Source organism: Amycolatopsis sp. NPDC045836 (genome assembly GCF_056431745.1).
The window spans coordinates 266069-284029 of record NZ_JBWKKF010000001.1 but is presented as its reverse complement, the minus strand read 5'-3'; the positions used below and the strand labels follow the sequence as shown (position 1 = coordinate 284029).

25 protein-coding genes are annotated in these 17961 nt (G+C 72.5%); 11 read left to right on the top strand and 14 right to left on the bottom strand.

Annotated features, from left to right (window positions below):
- Positions 1-32: 32 nt before the first annotated feature.
- Both AC07EG_RS01405 and AC07EG_RS01400 read left to right on the top strand, forming a co-directional pair.
- Entirely contained in the window at positions 33-542 is a 510-nt protein-coding gene (locus AC07EG_RS01405) for a GtrA family protein (protein WP_478250960.1), read from the top strand.
- Between the two features lie 59 nt (positions 543-601).
- Positions 602-1153 carry a GtrA family protein gene (locus AC07EG_RS01400; protein WP_478250959.1) on the top strand — a complete coding sequence of 184 codons (552 nt, stop codon included), beginning with the start codon at positions 602-604 and terminating at the stop codon, positions 1151-1153.
- Here AC07EG_RS01400 and AC07EG_RS01395 read toward each other — a convergent pair.
- On the bottom strand, positions 1150-2436 hold the full coding sequence (locus AC07EG_RS01395) for an ATP-binding protein (RefSeq protein WP_478250957.1): 1287 nt from the start codon (positions 2434-2436) through the stop codon (positions 1150-1152). The two genes, AC07EG_RS01400 and AC07EG_RS01395, sit on opposite strands and share 4 nt — an antisense overlap.
- Before the next feature lies 1 nt (position 2437).
- Complete coding sequence (locus tag AC07EG_RS01390; protein ID WP_478250956.1) at positions 2438-3139, bottom strand: response regulator transcription factor; 702 nt, start codon at positions 3137-3139, stop codon at positions 2438-2440.
- A gap of 42 nt (positions 3140-3181) precedes the next feature.
- Between AC07EG_RS01390 and hisN the strand changes: the two genes are divergently transcribed.
- Entirely contained in the window at positions 3182-3964 is a 783-nt protein-coding gene (gene hisN, locus AC07EG_RS01385) for a histidinol-phosphatase (RefSeq protein ID WP_478250955.1), read from the top strand.
- On the opposite strand, the gene AC07EG_RS01380 is transcribed toward hisN, so the two are convergent.
- The 8 genes from AC07EG_RS01380 to AC07EG_RS01345 all read right to left on the bottom strand — a co-directional run bounded on the left by AC07EG_RS01380 (position 3955) and on the right by AC07EG_RS01345 (position 9631).
- Positions 3955-4527 (bottom strand): GNAT family N-acetyltransferase, encoded by a 573-nt coding sequence (locus AC07EG_RS01380; RefSeq protein WP_478250954.1) that lies wholly within the window; start codon positions 4525-4527, stop codon positions 3955-3957. The two genes, hisN and AC07EG_RS01380, sit on opposite strands and share 10 nt — an antisense overlap.
- Positions 4528-4569: 42 nt before the next feature.
- On the bottom strand, positions 4570-4842 hold the full coding sequence (locus AC07EG_RS01375; protein ID WP_478250953.1) for a hypothetical protein: 273 nt from the start codon (positions 4840-4842) through the stop codon (positions 4570-4572).
- Positions 4839-6320: a TNT domain-containing protein gene (locus tag AC07EG_RS01370; protein ID WP_478250952.1), complete on the bottom strand. Its 1482-nt coding sequence runs from the start codon at positions 6318-6320 to the stop codon at positions 4839-4841. Before AC07EG_RS01370 ends, AC07EG_RS01375 begins: the two co-directional genes overlap by 4 nt.
- 10 nt (positions 6321-6330) lie before the next feature.
- The gene (locus AC07EG_RS01365) at positions 6331-6636 is read right to left on the bottom strand and encodes a hypothetical protein (protein WP_478250951.1); all 306 of its coding nucleotides are present in this window, start codon (positions 6634-6636) and stop codon (positions 6331-6333) included.
- Positions 6633-7097: a YbaB/EbfC family nucleoid-associated protein gene (locus tag AC07EG_RS01360; RefSeq protein WP_478250950.1), complete on the bottom strand. Its 465-nt coding sequence runs from the start codon at positions 7095-7097 to the stop codon at positions 6633-6635. Before AC07EG_RS01360 ends, AC07EG_RS01365 begins: the two co-directional genes overlap by 4 nt.
- 152 nt (positions 7098-7249) lie before the next feature.
- Complete coding sequence (locus AC07EG_RS01355; RefSeq protein WP_478250949.1) at positions 7250-8182, bottom strand: hydroxymethylglutaryl-CoA lyase; 933 nt, start codon at positions 8180-8182, stop codon at positions 7250-7252.
- Between the two features lies 1 nt (position 8183).
- Positions 8184-8741 carry a PH domain-containing protein gene (locus AC07EG_RS01350; RefSeq protein WP_478250948.1) on the bottom strand — a complete coding sequence of 186 codons (558 nt, stop codon included), beginning with the start codon at positions 8739-8741 and terminating at the stop codon, positions 8184-8186.
- Between the two features lie 47 nt (positions 8742-8788).
- Positions 8789-9631: a biotin--[acetyl-CoA-carboxylase] ligase gene (locus AC07EG_RS01345; RefSeq protein WP_478250947.1), complete on the bottom strand. Its 843-nt coding sequence runs from the start codon at positions 9629-9631 to the stop codon at positions 8789-8791.
- 75 nt (positions 9632-9706) lie between these two features.
- Here AC07EG_RS01345 and AC07EG_RS01340 point away from each other — a divergent pair, with 75 nt between their 5' ends.
- The 3 genes from AC07EG_RS01340 (at position 9707) to AC07EG_RS01330 (ending at position 11727) form a co-directional block, all read left to right on the top strand.
- Positions 9707-10651 (top strand): C40 family peptidase, encoded by a 945-nt coding sequence (locus AC07EG_RS01340; protein ID WP_478250946.1) that lies wholly within the window; start codon positions 9707-9709, stop codon positions 10649-10651.
- The gene (locus tag AC07EG_RS01335) at positions 10648-11304 is read left to right on the top strand and encodes a VOC family protein (RefSeq protein ID WP_478250945.1); all 657 of its coding nucleotides are present in this window, start codon (positions 10648-10650) and stop codon (positions 11302-11304) included. Before AC07EG_RS01340 ends, AC07EG_RS01335 begins: the two co-directional genes overlap by 4 nt.
- 135 nt (positions 11305-11439) lie before the next feature.
- Positions 11440-11727 carry a hypothetical protein gene (locus AC07EG_RS01330; protein ID WP_478250944.1) on the top strand — a complete coding sequence of 96 codons (288 nt, stop codon included), beginning with the start codon at positions 11440-11442 and terminating at the stop codon, positions 11725-11727.
- On the opposite strand, the gene AC07EG_RS01325 is transcribed toward AC07EG_RS01330, so the two are convergent.
- Complete coding sequence (locus AC07EG_RS01325) at positions 11724-11924, bottom strand: hypothetical protein (RefSeq protein WP_478250943.1); 201 nt, start codon at positions 11922-11924, stop codon at positions 11724-11726. The two genes, AC07EG_RS01330 and AC07EG_RS01325, sit on opposite strands and share 4 nt — an antisense overlap.
- 33 nt (positions 11925-11957) lie before the next feature.
- Positions 11958-12569: a hypothetical protein gene (locus AC07EG_RS01320; protein ID WP_478250942.1), complete on the bottom strand. Its 612-nt coding sequence runs from the start codon at positions 12567-12569 to the stop codon at positions 11958-11960.
- A 73-nt stretch (positions 12570-12642) separates the two neighbouring features.
- On the opposite strand from AC07EG_RS01320, the gene AC07EG_RS01315 reads away from it, so the two are divergent.
- Positions 12643-13569, top strand: coding sequence for a TetR/AcrR family transcriptional regulator C-terminal domain-containing protein (locus tag AC07EG_RS01315; RefSeq protein ID WP_478250941.1), 927 nt, complete (start codon positions 12643-12645; stop codon positions 13567-13569).
- Here the strand turns inward: AC07EG_RS01315 and AC07EG_RS01310 are convergent.
- Positions 13566-14366: a thioesterase family protein gene (locus tag AC07EG_RS01310; protein WP_478250940.1), complete on the bottom strand. Its 801-nt coding sequence runs from the start codon at positions 14364-14366 to the stop codon at positions 13566-13568. The two genes, AC07EG_RS01315 and AC07EG_RS01310, sit on opposite strands and share 4 nt — an antisense overlap.
- Positions 14367-14411: 45 nt before the next feature.
- On the opposite strand from AC07EG_RS01310, the gene AC07EG_RS01305 reads away from it, so the two are divergent.
- The 4 genes from AC07EG_RS01305 to AC07EG_RS01290 are packed head-to-tail and all read left to right on the top strand — an operon-like array spanning position 14412 to position 17450.
- Positions 14412-15086, top strand: a complete 675-nt coding sequence (locus tag AC07EG_RS01305; RefSeq protein ID WP_478250939.1) for a TetR/AcrR family transcriptional regulator — start codon at positions 14412-14414, stop codon at positions 15084-15086.
- Between the two features lie 9 nt (positions 15087-15095).
- Entirely contained in the window at positions 15096-15779 is a 684-nt protein-coding gene (locus AC07EG_RS01300) for a tetratricopeptide repeat protein (protein ID WP_478250938.1), read from the top strand.
- A gap of 29 nt (positions 15780-15808) precedes the next feature.
- On the top strand, positions 15809-16864 hold the full coding sequence (locus AC07EG_RS01295) for an epoxide hydrolase family protein (protein WP_478250937.1): 1056 nt from the start codon (positions 15809-15811) through the stop codon (positions 16862-16864).
- Positions 16865-16871: 7 nt separating this feature from the next.
- Positions 16872-17450, top strand: coding sequence for a dihydrofolate reductase family protein (locus AC07EG_RS01290; protein WP_478250936.1), 579 nt, complete (start codon positions 16872-16874; stop codon positions 17448-17450).
- A 42-nt stretch (positions 17451-17492) separates the two neighbouring features.
- Here AC07EG_RS01290 and AC07EG_RS01285 read toward each other — a convergent pair whose 3' ends face one another.
- Positions 17493-17888: a PPOX class F420-dependent oxidoreductase gene (locus AC07EG_RS01285; RefSeq protein ID WP_478250935.1), complete on the bottom strand. Its 396-nt coding sequence runs from the start codon at positions 17886-17888 to the stop codon at positions 17493-17495.
- Between the last annotated feature and the right edge of the window lie 73 nt (positions 17889-17961).

Here is a 17961-nt window from a genome sequence, read left to right as displayed (position 1 = left end):
GGTGAATTCCTTTCCGCTACGGTGCGGGTCCCATGGGGAACTTGCGCCGGCTGCTCACCCGGCATCGTGAGCTGGTCCGGTTCGCCCTGGTCGGCGGAGTGTGCTTCGTCCTGACCCTGGCGGTCAACTACACGCTGAAGTTCACCGTGCTCACCGCGCACCCGGTGACCGCGCAGGGCGTCGCGGTGCTGGTGGCGACGGTGGTGTCGTACGTGCTGTCGCGGGAGTGGTCGTTCGACACCAGGGGCGGCCGCCGGCGGCCCCACGAGGCGGCGCTGTTCTTCCTGATCAGCGGGATCAGCCTGGGGCTCAACGCGCTGCCGCTGGCGGTGTCGCGGTACGTGTTCGACCTGCGGGTGCCCTCGGTCGAACTGCTCACCCAGGAGGCGGCGGACTTCGTCAGCGGCATGCTCGTCGGCACCCTGCTCGGCACCGTCTTCCGCTGGTGGGCGATGAAGAAGTGGGTCTTCCCCCTGGCCGACGCCCGCCCGGGGATCCGGCGGCGGGTGGAGGTGGAGATTCCCGAGGACCGGGCCGCGTGAGCACCCCGCTCGGACGCGGCCTCACGCGTCTCAGCGCAGCCGAGACCTAAACTGACCGTGTGACAGTTGTGGAGACGGTGCTCAGGCGGGTGCCGAGGCCGTTGCGCGCGATCCTGATCAAGCACCGGGAGCTGCTGAAGTTCGCGATCGTCGGCGGCACCACGTTCCTGGTCGACAACGGGGTCTGGTACCTGCTCAAGCTCACCGTGCTCGAGTCCAAGCCGACCACGGCGAAGGCCGTCGCGATCATCGTGGCGACCATCGTGTCCTACGTGCTGAACAGCGAGTGGTCGTTCCGCACCAGGGGCGGGCGCGAACGGCACCACGAGGCCGCCCTTTTCTTCCTGATCAGCGGCGTGGCGATCGTGGTGAACCTGATCCCGCTGTACGCCTCCAGATACGTGCTCGACCTCGAAGTGCCGCACGTGCCGTTCTGGGCGCAGGAGATCGCCGACTTCACCAGCGGCTCGATCATCGGCATGCTGCTGGCGATGGTGTTCCGCTTCTGGGGCTTCAAGAAGTGGGTGTTCCCGGACGAACTGGGCCACCGCCGCCGCGACAACGGCGAGGCCGAGACCGAGGCCGAGGTCCACGAGTTCCCCACCCGCTAACGCGGCGTCCGCTCCACCGGCCACTTCATCGCGGTGACCGCGTCGGCGGGCCGCGGCACGCGCAGGAACAGGCTGAACGTCGCGGGCCGCTTGACCGACAGCTCCAGCCTGCCCCCGTCGGCCTCGGCGAGCGCCCTGGCCAGCGCCAGGCCGACCCCGGTGGAGCCACCGCCGGAGAAGCCGCGTTCGAAGATGTGCGGCGCGAGTTCGTCCGGCACGCCGGCGCCGGTGTCGTGCACCTCGACCACCACCGTGCCGTCGGCGTCACCCCGGCGGGCGGCCAGGGTGACCGTGCCGGAACCGTGGCGCAGCGCGTTGTCCAGCAACACCCCGATCACCTCCCGCAACCGGCTCGGCGTCGCCCTGGCCATCAGGCCCTCGGCCACGCGCAGGCGCAGGTTGCGGCCCTCGGCCTTGAGCGTCTGCTGCCACTCCTCGGCGATGCCGGGCAGCTCGGCGGGCAGGTCCATCGGCTCGGCGCCGACCTCGCTCGCCGCACGGGCCGCTTCGAGCAGTTCGTCGAGGGCCTCGGCCAGGCGATCGGCCTGCTCCTGCGCGGCACGGGCGTCGTCGACCACCTCGGGGTCACCGGAGAGGGTCAGCGACTCCAGCCGCAGCTGCAACGCGGTCAACCGGCTGCGCAGCTGGTGCGACACGTCCCCGACCAGCTGCCGTTCCCGCTGCACCAGCTGGGCGAGCGCGGTCGCCGACGAATCGAGTGCCTCGGCCACCATGTCCAGCTCACCGACGCCGTAGCGCTTCGGGTCGGGCCGGAAGTCGCCACCACCGAGCCGCGCCGCGCGGTCGGCGACGTGCCGCAGCGGTTGCGCGAGCCGTCGCGCGGTGACCGTGGCGACGACGGTGCCGATGCCCACCGACAACACCACCAGCAGCATCACGGCCAGCGTGACCTGCGTCTGCGTGGTCCGCAGCGGGGCCGACGGGATCTCCAGGGTGACCGTGCCCTCGCGGGCGATCGGCACCAGCGTGGTCACCGGGTCGCGGCCGGGATCGACGCCGTAGACCTTGTCCGCCTCGTTGCGCTGCCGCACGGTCAGCCTGCCGTCCGGCGGCACGCCGGCCCGCAGCTTGTCCAGTTCGAGCGGGCGCCCGGCGGCGATGTCGTCGTCGATGGTCGCCGCGATCACCTGCGCCCGCGCCGCCAGGTCCTCCCCGTTGAGGTTGTCCACCAGCAGCCACGCGGTCACCCCGAGCGGGATGCCGAGCGCCGCCCCGGTGACCGCGACGGCCAGCAGGATGGCGAGCAGGATGCGGCGGCGCACGTTATTCGGCGTTGAACCGGAAGCCGACGCCCCGCACGGTGGCGATCCGCCGTTCGGCGTCGTTCGGCTTGACAGGCCGGGCCACCCCGTCCTCCCCGGCGATGGCCAGCTTCCGGCGCAGCCAGGACATGTGCATGTCGAGCGTCTTGGAGGTCTTGGACTCCAGGTCGTTCCACACCTCGGCGAGGATCTCCTCGCGGCTGACCACCTGGCCCGCCCGGCTCATCAGCACCCGCAGCAGCTCGAACTCCTTGTTCGCCAGCGCCACTTCGCGACCGTCCACGGTGACCATCCGCGCGCCGAGGTCCATCCGCACGCCACCGGCCTCCAGCGCGTCCGGGGCGCGGCGGCGCAGCAGGGCGCGGATGCGGGCGAGCAGTTCGGCCAGGCGGAACGGCTTGGCCACGTAGTCGTCGGCACCGGCGTCCAGGCCGACCACGAAGTCCACCTCGTCGGTGCGCGCGGTCAGCATCAGCACCGGCAGTTCGGTGCCGCTGGCGCGCAGGCGGCGGCACACCTCCAGCCCGTCCATGCCGGGCAGGCCGAGGTCGAGCACCAGCAGGTCGACGCGCTCGGCGGCGGTGCGGTCGAGCACGGACGGGCCGTCGCCGACCACCTTGACCGTGTACCCCTCGCGCTGCAACGCGCGCGACAGCGGATCCGCGATCGCCGGATCGTCCTCAGCCAGCAGAACGGTGCTCACCTGAGCAACCTTACGGCTCCGGCCCGTGAAAACATGGTGATCATGTCGCGCTTCACCGAGGACCTGACGCTGGCGACCCGGCTGGCGGACGCCGCGGACGCCATCACCACGGCCCGCTTCGGCGCGCTCGACCTGCGGGTCGACCGCAAACCGGACCGCACCCCGGTGACCGACGCGGACACCGCCGTCGAAGACGCCATCCGCGCGCTGCTGGCCGCGGAGCGCCCGGACGACACCGTGGCCGGGGAGGAACGCGGTGGCGAAGCCGCGGCCACCGGCCGCACCTGGGTGCTCGACCCGATCGACGGCACCAAGAACTTCCTGCGCGGGGTGCCGGTCTGGGCCACGCTGATCGCGTTGGTCCAGGACGGCGAACCGGTGGTGGGCCTGGTCAGCGCGCCGGTGCTGGGCCGCCGCTGGCAGGCGGCGAAGGGCGGCGGCGCCTGGGTCCGCGACGTCAACGGCGAGCGCCGCATCTCGGTTTCCAGCGTGTCCTCGCTCTCGGACGCGTACCTGTCCACCACCCACCTCGGTTCCTGGGTCGAACACCACTCGCGCGAGGCGTACCTCGCCCTGACCGACGCTTGCTGGGAAAACCGCGCCTTCGGCGACTTCTGGCAGCACTGCCTGGTCGCCGAAGGCGCGATCGACCTGGCCGCGGAGGCCATCGTGAACCCGTGGGACGTGGCCGCCGCGCAGGTGCTGGTCACCGAGGCGGGCGGCCGGTTCAGCGACCTGTCCGGCCGGCCGCGCTACGACAACGGCTCCGCCCTGTCCTCCAACGGCCTGCTGCACGACGCGGCGTTGGCCGTGCTTCAGACCTGACTCCCGGCCCAGTCCAGGCGGTCCACCGTCGGCCAGGCTCGCAGGGGGACCCGGACCGGCAGCACCATGGTGGTGGCGCACTGCTCGTCGATCACCCGGTACGGATCGCGCTGCTCGAAGTCGAGGTAGCGCACGTGCACCTCGGGCAGCCGCGACCAGCCCAGCGCCTGGTAGTAGCCCACCGAGTGCTCCCCGCACATCAGCAGCCCGAACGGCACGGCCAGTTCGTCCAGCAGCGCGGTCACCCGCGTGCCCAGCTCACGGCCGATGCCGCGGCCCTGGGCCTCGGGGTGCACCGCGACCAGGCCGACGTTGCCGACCAGCACCTCCAGCGGCGCCCCGCCCTCACTGATCCGCACGAAGCGGCGCAGCACCCCCGCGTGCGCGATCACCCGATCGCCTTCGCGGCCGATCACCCGCGCCTCCGGCCGTGACCCGTACCAGGTGAGTTCGCCGGAGAACGCCGCCGGGAAATCGGGGTACGCCGCCCTGAGCATGGTCGCGAGCTGGGCGTGCTCAACCCGGTCCAGCTCGCCCTCGCGCCTGATTTCCCACGTTGTCATGCCTGGAAGCGTGACACCGGCGAGCTCGAACAAGCGAGCGATTTAAGTCCGGGCGCCCGGCAGCACGCCCACCGCGCCACGGGCCACCTGTGCCCAGGCCAGCCTGCCGAACAGGTAGTGGCAGGCCACCTGCTCGTTGGTGAACCGCGCCCAGTCGTAGCGGTTGCCCTGCTCGCGCCAGAACACCTCCCACGCCGGTTCGGGCTCCTCGACGGGCAGCAGGCACCAGGTGTTGTCCGCCTCGGCCCCGATCGAGACCACCTCGTGCGGCACCCCGAGCGTCTCCAGCCAGCGGGCGATCGAGTCCGTGTTCACGCCTCATCCCTTTCGAACGTGATGTCGGCCAGGTAACCGAGGGTGACCAGGTCGTCGGCCGGGTACAGCGCGCGCAACCGGGGACCGCTCGCCCACATCGGCAAGGCCCGCAGCACGCGGTAGCGCCGGTAGCCGGTGCCGGCGCAGGACACCGGCAGCGAGCGCTGGGCGTACGGCGTGCCGTCGGCGGCGAAAATGCGCCCTTCGACCGGGCCGAAGCGATCGATCAGGGTGCCTTCGGCCAGCACCACCGGTTGCCCCGGCTGCCAGTCGGTGACCTCACCCGCCACCGGTTCCGGCACGGGCGGCTCACCCGGCGGGGTCGGCTGCCGCCGCCAGCCCTCGCGGATCCTGGCCAGCGCCTCGTCGGTGGTGATCAGGTGCGAATCGGGGTGGTCGTGCGGCGGGAACCCCCGTGCGGGCAGCGGGAGCTGGCGCGCCGGGCGGTCGGAGGCGACCGGCAGGTGCCCGATCGGGAACATGTACACCAGGAACAACGCGACCACGCTCTCGCGTTCCTTGCGCGGCGTGCCGAGCTGGGGCGGTGGCGGGAAGTGCTGCTGCGGGGGCCGGGCACCCCACTGGTGACCGCCGTACGGCTGCTGGTGGTACGCGGGCGGCGGCGGGTAGTACGGCTGCTGTTGCGGCGGTGGCGCGACCGGCGGCGGTGCGTACTGGGCCGGCGGCGGTGGCGCGGGGACGTCGGAGAAACCGGCCGCGGTGGTGCCCGACGGCAGCGGGCCGATCGGGCCGGTCTTCATCGTCGCCGCCAGCCCGGACGGGGGCGTCGGCACGTCCTCGAAACCACCCCGCGGCAGCAGGCCCTGGTACTCACCGGGCGGCAGCGCGATCGGACCGGTGCCGAGCGCGCTCACATCCACTGTGGACAGAGCGGGCAGGGCGACCGGGGTCCGCAGGTGCGCCCCGGGGTTCGGGTCGACCAGTTCGACCGGGGCCGCGGGCACCGCGGAGACCGCACCGCCGCCGGGGCCGATCGCCGCGGTCAGCCGGTCGGCGACGGCACCGAGATTGGCCGCCACCCCGGTCAGCGCGGTCTCCACCCCGAGCGCCGCCGCCGGGTGCCCGGCGTCGGCCGCGGCCAGTGCGGCGTCCCGGTTCTTCGCGGCGTCGACCAGCTGGCGCACCATCTCCACCTTCGCCGCGCCGATCTCGGCGGCGGCGTGCTCCAGGCGGGCCGCGGCCTGCGCGGCACCGTGGGCGGCGGCGACCAGCTGGCCGGTGTCGGCGTCGGCGAACCCGGCCCACGCCCGGCGCGCGAGCTCACCCGCCTCACCGGAGAGCGCGCCCAGCGCCTCGCTGGCCACCACGTCCGCCTCCGAGGCCAGCGCGGACAGCTGCCGCTCCGCCTCTCGCCACGCTCCGGCCTGCTCCAGCAGCGCGTCCTCGTCCGCCTGCGGCCAGTCGAGCCCGACCGCCGCGGCCACCTCGGCCAGTTCGCCGGGAAGCTCGATGCCCATTCCGCTCCCCCTAGCCGTTCAGTTCCTCTGCCGCCGCGGCGTCCGCCCCGGTGTAGCCGCTCGCCGCCGTGGAGAACTTCGTACCCCATGCGCCCAGCCGCGCGCTCAACCCCCGCACCAGTGCGCGTGTCTCGGCCGCGGGCGCGGCGTGCACCGCGGCGAAGCTCTGGCCCGGCGGGTCCGTGCCCCAGGCTTCACCGGTGGCCTCCAGCGCCCAGTCCAGATCGGCCGCGATGCGCCGTGCGCGTTCCGCGAACCCCTCGAACTCCGCGGCCTTCGCCCGCAGTCGCGCGGCGTCGGCCTGGAATCCGGTCACCGCCCAGCCGATCCAGCGGTCGGCCAGCCCTCGTCGTCCAGCCAGACCTGGTCCTCGAAGCTCTCGTCGTCCACCTCGGGCTTGGCCGGTGGCGGGTCGGGGACCAGTTCGACGGCGTCGAGGTCGGCGGTGCCGCGCAGCAGCGCCTGCGGGTCGGTGCCCTTCGGCAACGCCGGGGCCAGCACCTCCTCGGCGCTGGTGAACGCCTTCATCCCGGCCGTGTCGACCAGGCGGACGATCTCCCTGGCCAGTTCGGCGGGCCCGTACTCGCGGTAGGCGGCGGCGCCGATCTCCAGCCCGGTCAGCGCCCCGTGCGGGCCGACGGTCGCCCGGACCAGCCCGTCCCCACTGCTCGCGCTCGCCCGCACGGCGGCCAGCTCCCGCTGCACCCCGGCCAGGTGGTCACGGCTGCGCCGGTAGTCGGCGAGCAGTTCGTCCACACGCGCTCGATGCTCGGTCACCACGGTCTCCTCCAGCCACAGCGGTCGGCAAGGGGTCAGACGCAGCACCCGGCCCGCCGGTTCCACCCACAGGAAAACTGTGGCCACATCGAGCCACCCCACCCCGGTTCGCCGTGGTCACGCCGAAAAAGCGGGGTGGCCCTCGCCGGGCATCAACCGGCCAGCGCCTTGACCACCCGGGACGGGCTGGGCCTGCCGAGCTGCTCCGCCATCCACGCGCTGGTCCGCACCAGGGCGTCCAGGTCGGCCCCGTGCTCGATGCCGAGGCCGTCGAGGAACCACACCAGGTCCTCGGTGGCCAGGTTCCCGGTGGCCGACTCGGCGTACGGGCAGCCGCCGAGACCACCGGCCGAGGAGTCCACAGTGGACACGCCGAGGCGCAGGGCGGCCAGCGTGTTCGACAGCGCCTGCCCGTAGGTGTCGTGGAAGTGCACGGCCAGCCGCTCCGGCGAGCCGAAACCGCCGACCACGCGCTCCACCTGCCCCGGCGTGGCCACGCCGATGGTGTCGCCGAGGGAGAGCTGGAAGCAGCCCATGTCCAGCAGGCGCCTGCCCGCCGCGACCACCTGCTCGGCGGGCACCGCGCCCTCCCACGGGTCGCCGAAGCACATCGACAGGTACCCGCGCACCTCGAGCCCTTCGGCCAGCGCCCGCGAGACCACCGGCTCGAACATGCCGAACTGCTCGTCCAGGCTGGAGTTCAGGTTGCGCTTGGCGAAGGTCTCGGTGGCACTGGCGAAGATCGCGATGCTGGACACCCCGGCGGCCAGCGCCCGGTCCAGGCCACGCGCGTTCGGCACCAGCACCGGGTACGACACGCCGTCGCGGCGGTCGAGCCCGGCCAGCAACTGCTCGGCGTCGGCCAGCTGCGGCACCCACTTCGGGTGCACGAAACTCGTCGCCTCCAGCACCGAGAGCCCGGCGCCGGCCAGCCGGTCCAGGAATTCCAGCTTCACCCCGACCGGCACCACGGCCTGCTCGTTCTGCAGCCCGTCGCGGGCGCCGACCTCCCAGATCGTCACCCGCTCCGGCAGTCCGGCCGCCGACGGGACCCGCTCGGGCAGACCGGCCTCGCGCGCGCCCAACTCAACGCCCCCGGCCGCGTTGCGGCGGCTCCGGCGACGACGGCGGGGCCTGCTGCACGAAGTCGTCGTAGGGGTTGTCGTTGACCTCGCGGTAGATGTGCGTGTGGACCTGCTCGACCCTCGGGATGTCCTCGAAGGTCAGCGGCTCGTCGGAGGCGGACTCGATGATCAGCGTGCCGCAGCCGAAGACCCGGTCGATCAGGCCGTGCTCGAACCGCACGCTGTTGATCCGCGACATCGGGATGTCGATCCCGGTCCGCTTGATCACGCCCTCCCTGGCGATCAGCCGGTCGGTGGTGACGATGAAGTGCGTGGTCCGCCAGCGGACGAACGGGGCCAGGAACAACCAGACGAGCAGCAGCAGCCCGACCGCGCCGATGGCGATCAGCCAGACCGTGTCCCACGGCGGCGTGGCGTCCACCGCCAGCGTGGCCAGCCAGATCCCGGCGACGAGGGTGACCAGCAGCACCAGGAACGGCACGATCAGCATCTTGAAATGCGGGTGCTTGTGCACCACCACGCGCTCGCCTTCGCTGAGCAGATCGTCTGGGTAAGCCACGTCGACGCTCCCGTGCTCGAAGCCTGCAGGTGCGCTAACCGTACCCGTCAGTTGGGGCGCAGGTGCACCACGTCACCGGCAAAGATGGTGCGTCGTTCGCCACCGGGCGTCCGCAGCACCAGCTGCCCGGAAGCGTCCACGTCCACCGCTTCACCGGGCACCGCGCCGCCGTCCGGCGTGATGATGTTGACGCCCTGGCCGAGCGTGGCGCAGTGCCGCCGGTAGTCCGCCAGCAACCCGGCTCCGGCCAGGTCGCCGCCCGCCGCGCGCCAGCGGCTCTCGCGTTCGGCGAACGCGGTGAGCAGCAACCGCGAGATCTCGGTGCGGTCGGTGGTGCGCGCCCCCTGTTCGGCCAGCGAGGTGGCGGGCAGCCCGCCGGGGCCCGGTGGCACCTTTTCGCCCAGTGGCAGCACGTTCAGCCCGATGCCGAGCACCACGCCGATCTCCGCCGAGGACAGCGCCTCGGACAGCACCCCGGCGCACTTCGCCCGGTCCGGTCCGGCGAGCACGTCGTTCGGCCACTTCAGCACCGCGTCCACCCCCAGGTCGGCGGCCACGTCGACGAGCGCGAGCCCGGCGACCACGGCGAGCGAGCCGAGCCCGGCGAAGCTCACCTCGCGCGGGCGCAGCAGCACGCTGAGGTAGATGCCGGCGCCCTTGGGGGACCGCCAGTCGCGGGCGCGCCTGCCGACGCCGGCGGTCTGCTCCTCGGCGATCAGCACGGTCCGGTCCTCGGCGCTTTCGCCGTCCTCGTCGCTGGCCGCCACCCGCAGGTCGGCGTTGGTCGAGCCGGTGCTGGCGACCACGTCGATGGCCGCGTACGGCCCGGCGGGCTGGAGGAGGGCGGCGCGCAGGGCGGCGGCGTCCACGGGAGCACTCCGGTGATTCACCCCTTCAGGTTAGAAGAGTCCCGCGCCCCGGGATATTCGGCGGCCCCGGTCGGTGGCCCCGTTTAGCCTGGCCGCGTGGCGAATCGATTCCACCGCTTCCTCGCCGGCGCGGGTGGGCGGGCTCTGGTGGTGGTCCCGCTCGTCGGCGCGCTGGCCATCGCCGGCTGGATGGTGGCCGGGAACAGCGCTCCCGAGCCGGTGCCGCAGGCGGCGCCGTCCGGTGGTGGCGGCGTGCCCGCCGGGCCGTCGGAGCTGCGGGAGACCGGGCCGGTCCAGGCGGTCACGCCCGCGGCCGCGCCGAACGAGCTGGACGTCTGGGTGTCGAAGCTGGCCGGGCCGCTCGACATCCCGCCGCAAGCGCTTGCGGCGTATGCCTCCGGTGAGCTGAAGCTGCGCGATGAGCGGCCGGGCTGCCACCTGACCTGGGTCACGCTGGCCGGGATGGGCAAGGCCGACGGGCACCGCTCGTCGCCGGACGAGGCGGTGGCCGCGGGCCGCAGGCTGTGCGGCAAGGGCGTCGACCTGGACACGGACTGGTGGAAGGCGGTCGGCGCGTACCGCGGTGGCGGGGACGCGGAGTTGTTCCGGCAGAAGGCGCTCGCCGGTGCGCAGCTCTACGCCACGCTGTCGCTGCACCCGGAGCTGGCGGCCTCGCCGACCACGCGGGCCACCCGGTTCGCCCTCGACCAGATCGGCCTGCCCTACGTCTGGGGCGGCAACGGGCCCGAGGCCGGGGCCGCGGGCTTCGACTGCTCGGGGCTGACCAAGGCCGCCTACGACAGCGCCGGGGTGCACCTGCCGCGCACGGCCGACAGCCAGTTCCGCGCGCTCGGCGCGTCGGCACGGGAGCCGTCGCTCGGCGACCTGGTGTTCTACGGCAACCCGGCCACCCGCATCCACCACGTCGGCCTGTACCTGGGCAACGGGCTGATGGTCAACGCACCCACCGAAGGCCAGGCGATCCAACTGCACAGCTACCGCACCCGCGGTGACGACTACGCCGGAGCCGCGCGCCCGTGACCGACTTCTGCTGGCTGGACCTGAAAACCCACGACGTGGCGGGCACCGCCGAGTTCTTCACGGCGGCGCTGGGCTGGCGGTTCGCGGTGGACGAGCAGGACTGGCGGCGGGCCACCAAGATCTACGACGGCGACCGCCCGCTCGGCGGGGTGAGCGACCTGTCGAATCCGATCTACCCACCGGGCACCCCGCCGCACCTCGCCTTCTACCTGGCGGTGGACGACGTCGACCACCGCACCGGAACCGCCGTCGCCGGCGGCGCCGAACTGGTGGCCGGGCCGTTCGACGCGGGTGACCAGGGTCGTCTGTCCACTTTGCTCGATCCGGCCGGGGCGGCGGTGTCGCTGTGGGAGGCGCGGGCGTTCACGGGCTGGACCGAGCCACCGGGCCGCCTGGTGCTCACCTGCGCCGATCCGCTCACCGCCCGCGGTTTCTACGAGCGGGCGCTGGGTGCGGTCCCGCCGTCGGCGGTCTTCGTGCAGGGCGACGACGGGGCGCCGCGGTGGGAACTGGCGTTGCCGGTCGGCGACCTGACCACGGCCGCCCGGCTCGGCACCTGGTCCGCCGACGGCTCCACCCTGCGGCTGCGGAGTCCCGAGGGCGTCGGCTTCCTGCTCACCGGGGCGCGGAACGCGCTGCCCGAGCAATCCTGAGGACGCGGCGCACCGAAGCACTGACGTATCCCCTAGGGAGTACCGGTGCAGAATTTCCCGTAGGCGAGGTCGATATCCGGCGGACAGGTTCGTACGTACCAGTAGGAACCCCCGCCGACCGGAACGGAGAAGGCGATGTCCCACCCACTCGGGCCGCTGGCCGACAACTTCACCGCCTACGCCGTCTACGCCACCGCCCAGACCGAGATGCGGCGCGCCTACGCCCTGATCGACGCCGGGCAGTACCTGGCGGCCGCGGCGGAGATCACCTCGGCCGCCCAGGCCGCCGAGGTGCTGGCCCGGCGCACCGAACTGCTCGACCCCGAACGCGGGCGCCGGTGGCGGAAGGTGGCGCTGACCAGGCACCGCTTCGCCGCGCACGCCCGGGCCCGCGCGGCGGGCACGGTCGCCGAGGCCGCCTAGACCACCACGCCGTGGTCCCGCAGCTCCACCGATTCCGACTTCTCCTGCATCCAACCGGTCACCAGCTTCCGCCACGGCCCGGCCAGCATCGCGCGGGTGAACCCGTTGCGCAGCCGGATGCCGAAGGCCGTCGACGGCAGGAACGCCTTCGTGCCGCCGGGCATCGGCTGCTGGTTCTCCCGCACGCAGTCCGTCAACGCCGCCTCGTAGCGGCGAAGGCGGCCCGGTGGTCACCGCGGGCCGCCGCCAGTTCCGCGGCCAGCACGTACGCGCCGACCAGCGCCATGCTGGTGCCCATGCCGGCCGAACCGCCGAACACGGCGTCGCCGAGCAGCACCACGCGCCCGCGTGACCAGCCGCCGCCGGCCGCCCACATGCCGCGGAGCAGGTGCGGCACCTCCCATCGGCGGGGTGACGAAGTACAGGTAACCGCGGGCGCCGTGCGGTGTCGGGCACGGGCTCGCCATGCGCCCGCCGACGCCGTTGGCCGCGGGCAGGTCGTGCACCAGCTGCCCGTCCTCCAGCGACTCCGGCGCGTCCAGGCCGGAGATCGCCAGCTGGTAGCCGAGGTCGGTGACGAACTCGCGTTCGGGCCCGAAGGCCGGCGCGCGCACGTTCGAGTGCCGGCCGTCCGCGCCGACCACCAGGTCGAACGTCCGCGTGCCCGCCTTCGCGAAGCGGACCTCGACGCCGTCCGCGTGCTCGGCCAGGCCGGTGATGGAGTCGCCGAACAGGTACTCGACCCCGTCCTGCGCGGCCTCGACCAGTGCGGTACGACGCAGTTGTGCGTACGTCGTACGTAGTTTCCCGTACGCCCTACATCCGTCCAGCACACCGGGCAAGTACCTGCATTCACGCACTAGTGCGGTGAGCCGGTGCACTAGGATGGCTGCCCAGTTCGCGGAAAGGAGCGGCATGAGTGCGGCGCCGTACACCCGGATCGTCGACGAGATCCGGCAGCGCATCGAGACCGGTGCGCTGCGGCCGGGCGACCGCGTGCCGTCGACCCGGCAGATCACCCAGGACTGGGGGGTCGCGATGGCCACCGCCACCAAGGTGCTCACCACGCTGCGGCGCGAGGGCCTGGTGCGGGCCGTGCCGGGGGTGGGCACGGTGGTGCGGACCACCGAGGTGCCCGCCCCACCGGTGCGCGCCACCCGCCGCCGGATGGCCGAAGCCGACCTGAGCCGCGAAGCCGTGGTGCGCAAGGGAATCGAGATCGCCGACGCCGAGGGCCTGCGGGCGCTGTCCATGCGGCGGGTGGCCACCGACCTCGGTGCGGCGACCATGTCGCTCTACCGGTACGTGCCGGGCAAGGAGGAACTCGTCCTGCTCATGGCCAACGCCTGCTTCGGCGAGGAACCCCTGCCCGCGGAAGAGCCCGAAGGCTGGCGGGCGCGCTTCGAACTGGCGGCGCGCACGCAGTGGCGGATCTACCGGCGGCACCCGTGGCTGGCGCAGGTCATTTCGCTGACGCGCCCGCAGCCGCTGGAAAACCTGCTGCAGCACGCGGAATGGTCGATGCGGGCCCTGACCGAGCTGGACCTGCCGCCTTCGACGGCGCTGTACTTCCACCTCACCGTTTCCGGTTACGTCCGCGGTGTGGCGGCCAACCTGGAAGCGGAAGCAGAACGGGAAACGGGCCTGAGCGCGGACGAATGGATGCAGACGCAGGACGCCGAGTTCACCAGGATCACCGACTCCGGCAGCATCCCGGCCTTCGCCGCCCTGGCCGCCCTCGACGACTTCGACCTGGACCTGGACGTCCTCTTCGAACTGGGCCTGCGCTGGACCCTGGACGGCATGTCCGCCTCCCTGACCCAGCGCACCTATCCCACCTAGGCTTCCCGGATGCGCACACCCGCGAGCTGCGTGGCCTGCGCGACCAGCCGGTCCTTGCTGTCGAAGACCTCCGCGACCTCGTCCATCCGGTTTCCGCCCACGTCCCCCGCCTTCAGCCGCACCCGCACGGGACCGGGCGCGGGCAGCCGCCGCAGGTAAGCCGTGAGCTGCACGGTCGGCGCCCAACCGGAAAGCCCCAGGTCGTAGGAGACCGGCGGCACCGGGTCCAGGGCGACCAGCAGGCTCAGCGGGTCCCAGTCGGTCCCGTCCCCGAGCCGCTGCCACGACGAAATCACCCCGCCCCGCGCCGGTTTCCCGGCGGTGAAGCCGAGCACCCGCGGGTCCAGCCGCTGGTCGATCACGTTCATCAGGTCCACGGTGAACCCCGGCGCCTCGGCGGGGGACGGCACGCAGTCCGCCTCCGGCGGGAGGTCGATCGGCTCGATGCCGGACCACCACGGGTCGGCCTCGTCCAGCAAGCCCTGCGTCAGCAACGCCTCGACGCACGGCTTGCCGTTCTGCGCCAGCCGCGCACGCAGTTGCGTCAGGCCGCGACCGGCCCGCAGCACCTCCACCGAGACCTGCGCCGGTCCGGCCTCCGGTGGCGCGGAGAACGACCCGCTGACCGCGGTCAGGTGCGGGTGCGCCGTCGACACCTCGGCCGCGGCCCGTCCCAGCACGGCGAGCAGGTAGCCGCCGTGCAGCTTGCCACCGACCGACCACTGCGGGTCCAGCTCCGCGTCGAACTCGGCGGCCGAGCGCCGGACGAGCGCGGTGGCCTCTCGGAAGTTACCCATGGGTTCACCTTGACACCGTCAACCTGACGCCGTCAACCTGGGCTGGTGAAACGGCAGCGGGCGAACGCGGGCGAAGGGGAGAAGCTGCGCGAGGAGCTCCTCGAAGCCGCCGAGGCGCTGCTGATCGAAACCGGCACCGAGGAGTCGCTGACCCTGCGTGCCGTCGCCCGTCGCGCGGGGGTCACCACGCCGTCGGTCTACCTGCACTTCGCGGACAAGAGCGCCTTGCTCGAAGCCGTCTGCCTGCGGGTCTGGGGCGAGCTGGCGGCACGCATGAGCGACTTCGCCGAGGCCGTCGACGACCCCTTGCGCGCGCTCGGCCGCTGCGGGCGCGTGTACGCGAACTTCGCGCTCGACCACCCCGTGCAGTACCGCGTGCTGATGATGCGCCCGACCAGCGGGCTCTCCCCGGGCGCCGACGCCTGCTTCCGCCACATCGCGAAGGCCGCGGCGGCGTGCGTGGACGCCGGGATCATGCGCGGCGACCCGGAATCGCTGACCGTCGGGCTGTGGTCGGCGCTGCACGGCTGCGTGACCCTGCTCATCGCGCACCCGGAGTTCGCCTGGCCGGACGACCGCGACACGCTGATCGACAACACCATCCGGATGGCGGGCTTCGGCAGCGTGCTCGCCTCCCGCGTGCCGCGTGGAGCCACGCCGACCAGCGAGCAGCTGTCCGCCGGGCTCGACGAACTCACCGCGGGGTGGACGGGTCACTAGGCTGGGGCGGTGACCGAACAGGATCGGCTCGCTCCCGCGAAGATGTGGCTCGAAAAGGGCCGGTACGACCGCGCGCTGGCCGAGCTGGACGGCTTCCGCTGGCGCGACGAGCTGGATTCCACCTACCTCCGCGCGCTGACGCTGTGGCTCGCCGATCGCGACGCCGAGGCGGTGAAAGCGGCGTCCGGGGGCATCAAGCGGTTCGGCCCCCACGCGCCGCTGCTCAGCGTGCTCGGGCAGGCGTACCACTCGCTGGGCAAGCTGGCGAAGGCCGAACGCGCCCTGCTCGACGCCCTCGCGCTCAGCCCCGATGACACCCACCTGCTGTGCGCGTACGCCCGCGTCTGCATCGACGCCGGTCAACTGCAGAAAGCCGCTGACCTGCTGGAACGCGCCGTCCCCTCCGCGGAAGCCGTGCAACGCACCCGCGAGCAGCTTTTGCGGGCAAAAGCAGCCGACGACGAGGCGCAGCGCATCGAGCGGCACCCGCTGCTCCGGCCGCTCGCGCCGCTCAACCGGTTCGGGCCGATCAAGACCTGGGTCGGCGTCCTCGTGCTGATCTTCTGCCTGCGGATGTTCGGCCTGACCCCGCTCGCCGTACTGCTCGGCGTCGCCTGGTTCGCCTACGCCCTGTACTCGTGGTTCGCGCCCACCTTGGTCCGACGGCTCGTCCGGCGCAAACTAGGCCATTAGCTGACCTACTTGCTGCCTACGGTGCTCCCATGAGCGCCCAGATCAAGCCCTTCCGCATCGAAATCCCCGAAGCCGGCCTGGCCGACCTGCGGGACCGCCTCGCCCGCACGCGCTGGCCGCAGCAGCTGCCCGGTGCCGAGTGGAGCCGCGGGGTGCCGGTCGCCTACCTCCGCGAACTGGCCGAATACTGGCGGGACGGCTTCGACTGGCGGGCGCAGGAGGCGAAGTTCAACGGGTTCCCGCAGTACCTGACCGAAATCGACGGCCAGCCGATCCACTTCTTCCACGTCCGCTCGCCGAACCCCGCCGCCCTTCCCCTGTTGCTCACGCACAGCTGGCCCAACTCGATCGCCGAATTCGCCGAACTGCTCGAACCGTTGTCGGCGGACTTCCACGTGGTGGCCCCGTCCCTGCCCGGCTTCGGCTTCTCGCCCCTGGTCGAACCCGAGTGGAACGTGCAGAAGGTCGCCGGGACCTGGGCGAAGCTGATGGCGCGCCTGGACTACGACCGCTACGGCGCACACGGCAACGACGCCGGCGCCCTGGTTTCGCCGCAACTCGCCCTGGCCGACCCGGAGCACGTCGTCGGTGTGCACCTCACCGGCGGACTCGGCATCAACCCGGAGATGCTGGCCGAATGGGGCGTCGGCGGCAGCGGTTACGCCGAATACCTCACCGCCCGTCCGCAAACGCTTGCCTACGGCTGGCACGATTCACCGGTGGCCCAGCTGGCCTACCTGGTCGAGCGGTTCAAGGAGTTCGACGGCTGGCACCGCGCGGACGACGAGCCGATCGACCGCGACCGGGTGCTGACCAACGCGAGCGTGTACTGGCTGACCGAGACCGGGGCGTCCTCGGCGTGGCCGTACTACACGGGCAGCGCGGGCCTGCCCGTCGACCAGCAGCTGGTGCCGACCGGCGTTTCCCACGGCGGTCCCGGCGAAGTGCGCCGGCTCGCCGAAGCGGGGAACAACATCGTGCACTGGGCGAACCGGGACGCGGACAGCCACATGATCGCCATGGCCAATCCGGACACCATCATCGAGGACCTGCGTGTGTTCTTCGGCGAGCTCGCCCGGCGATGATGGCGCCATGCGGAAACTCATCTACGGGATGAACCTGAGCCTGGACGGCTACATCGCCGCGCCCGGCGGCGACCTCGGCTGGAGCGCGCCGAGCGACGAGCTGTTCCAGTGGTGGCTCGAGCGGGAGCAGGCGATCGACCTGTTCCTGTACGGGCGCGGGCTGTGGGAGACGATGAGTTCCCACTGGCCGACGGGTGATCAGCAACCGGGCGCCACTCCGGCGGAGGTCGAGTTCGCGCGGAACTGGCGGGACACGCCGAAGGTGCTGTTCTCCACCACGGCGACCGGCGAGCTCGGCTGGAACACCCGCTTGGTGACCGGCGACGCGATCGCCGAAATCACCCGGCTCAAGGCCGGGAACGGCGGGCCGATGCGGGTCGGCGGGGCCACGCTGGCCGCGGCGGCCATGCGGGCCGGGCTGATCGACGAGTACGAGATCGTCACCCACCCGGCCCTGGTTGGCGGCGGCACGCCGTTCTTCACCGCGCTCGACGGCCGGGTGGGACTGGACCTGGTCGAGACGCGGACGTTCCCCGGCGGGGTGGTCATGACCAGGTACGAACGGCGCGAGCCGGACGCGCCCTAGCCGAACAGGTCGTCGAGCGGGCCGCGGCGAAGTGCCGTCCGCTCAGCGCACGTGCCCGGTGACCCGTTCGGCGACCACCCGGACGATCACCCGTTCGGCTCCCGGCGCGTCCGGCCCGGCGTCGCGGCCGTCGTACTTGTGCGACAACGCGTGGTCGAGGGTGCGGTCCGGGTCGGGCGTGATGCTCGCACGGCCGCGGACCTCGGTGTAGCGCTCGGGATCCTCCCGGTCCATGATCGTCACGCTGACCCGCGGGTCGCGGCGCAGGTTCCGCTCCTTCACCCGGCCCGCGACCGTGGAGAACAGCAGGTCGTTCCCGTCCCGGCCGATCCACATCGCCGAGGTCTGCGGGCTGCCGTCGGCGTTGACCGTGGCCAGTACCGCGTAGTTGCGGCCGTCGATCAGCGCCCGCACGGCTTCACTCAGTTCCACACCCATGCCCCGAACCTAGGCGCTCCCCCAGACCCCCGGTGACATAGGCGACGCGGAACCCCCGAAAACCGGCTCTCCT

Coding starts and splice junctions, on each gene's coding strand:
- AC07EG_RS01405 (WP_478250960.1), top strand. CDS start 33: ATGGGGAACTTGCGCCGGCTGCTCACCCGGCATCGTGAGCTGGTCCGG.
- hisN (WP_478250955.1), top strand. CDS start 3,182: ATGTCGCGCTTCACCGAGGACCTGACGCTGGCGACCCGGCTGGCGGAC.
- AC07EG_RS01380 (WP_478250954.1), bottom strand. CDS start 4,527: ATGACAACGTGGGAAATCAGGCGCGAGGGCGAGCTGGACCGGGTTGAG.
- AC07EG_RS01370 (WP_478250952.1), bottom strand. CDS start 6,320: ATGGGCATCGAGCTTCCCGGCGAACTGGCCGAGGTGGCCGCGGCGGTC.
- AC07EG_RS01330 (WP_478250944.1), top strand. CDS start 11,440: ATGTCCCACCCACTCGGGCCGCTGGCCGACAACTTCACCGCCTACGCC.
- AC07EG_RS01315 (WP_478250941.1), top strand. CDS start 12,643: ATGAGTGCGGCGCCGTACACCCGGATCGTCGACGAGATCCGGCAGCGC.
- AC07EG_RS01310 (WP_478250940.1), bottom strand. CDS start 14,366: ATGGGTAACTTCCGAGAGGCCACCGCGCTCGTCCGGCGCTCGGCCGCC.
- AC07EG_RS01295 (WP_478250937.1), top strand. CDS start 15,809: ATGAGCGCCCAGATCAAGCCCTTCCGCATCGAAATCCCCGAAGCCGGC.
- AC07EG_RS01290 (WP_478250936.1), top strand. CDS start 16,872: ATGCGGAAACTCATCTACGGGATGAACCTGAGCCTGGACGGCTACATC.
- AC07EG_RS01285 (WP_478250935.1), bottom strand. CDS start 17,888: ATGGGTGTGGAACTGAGTGAAGCCGTGCGGGCGCTGATCGACGGCCGC.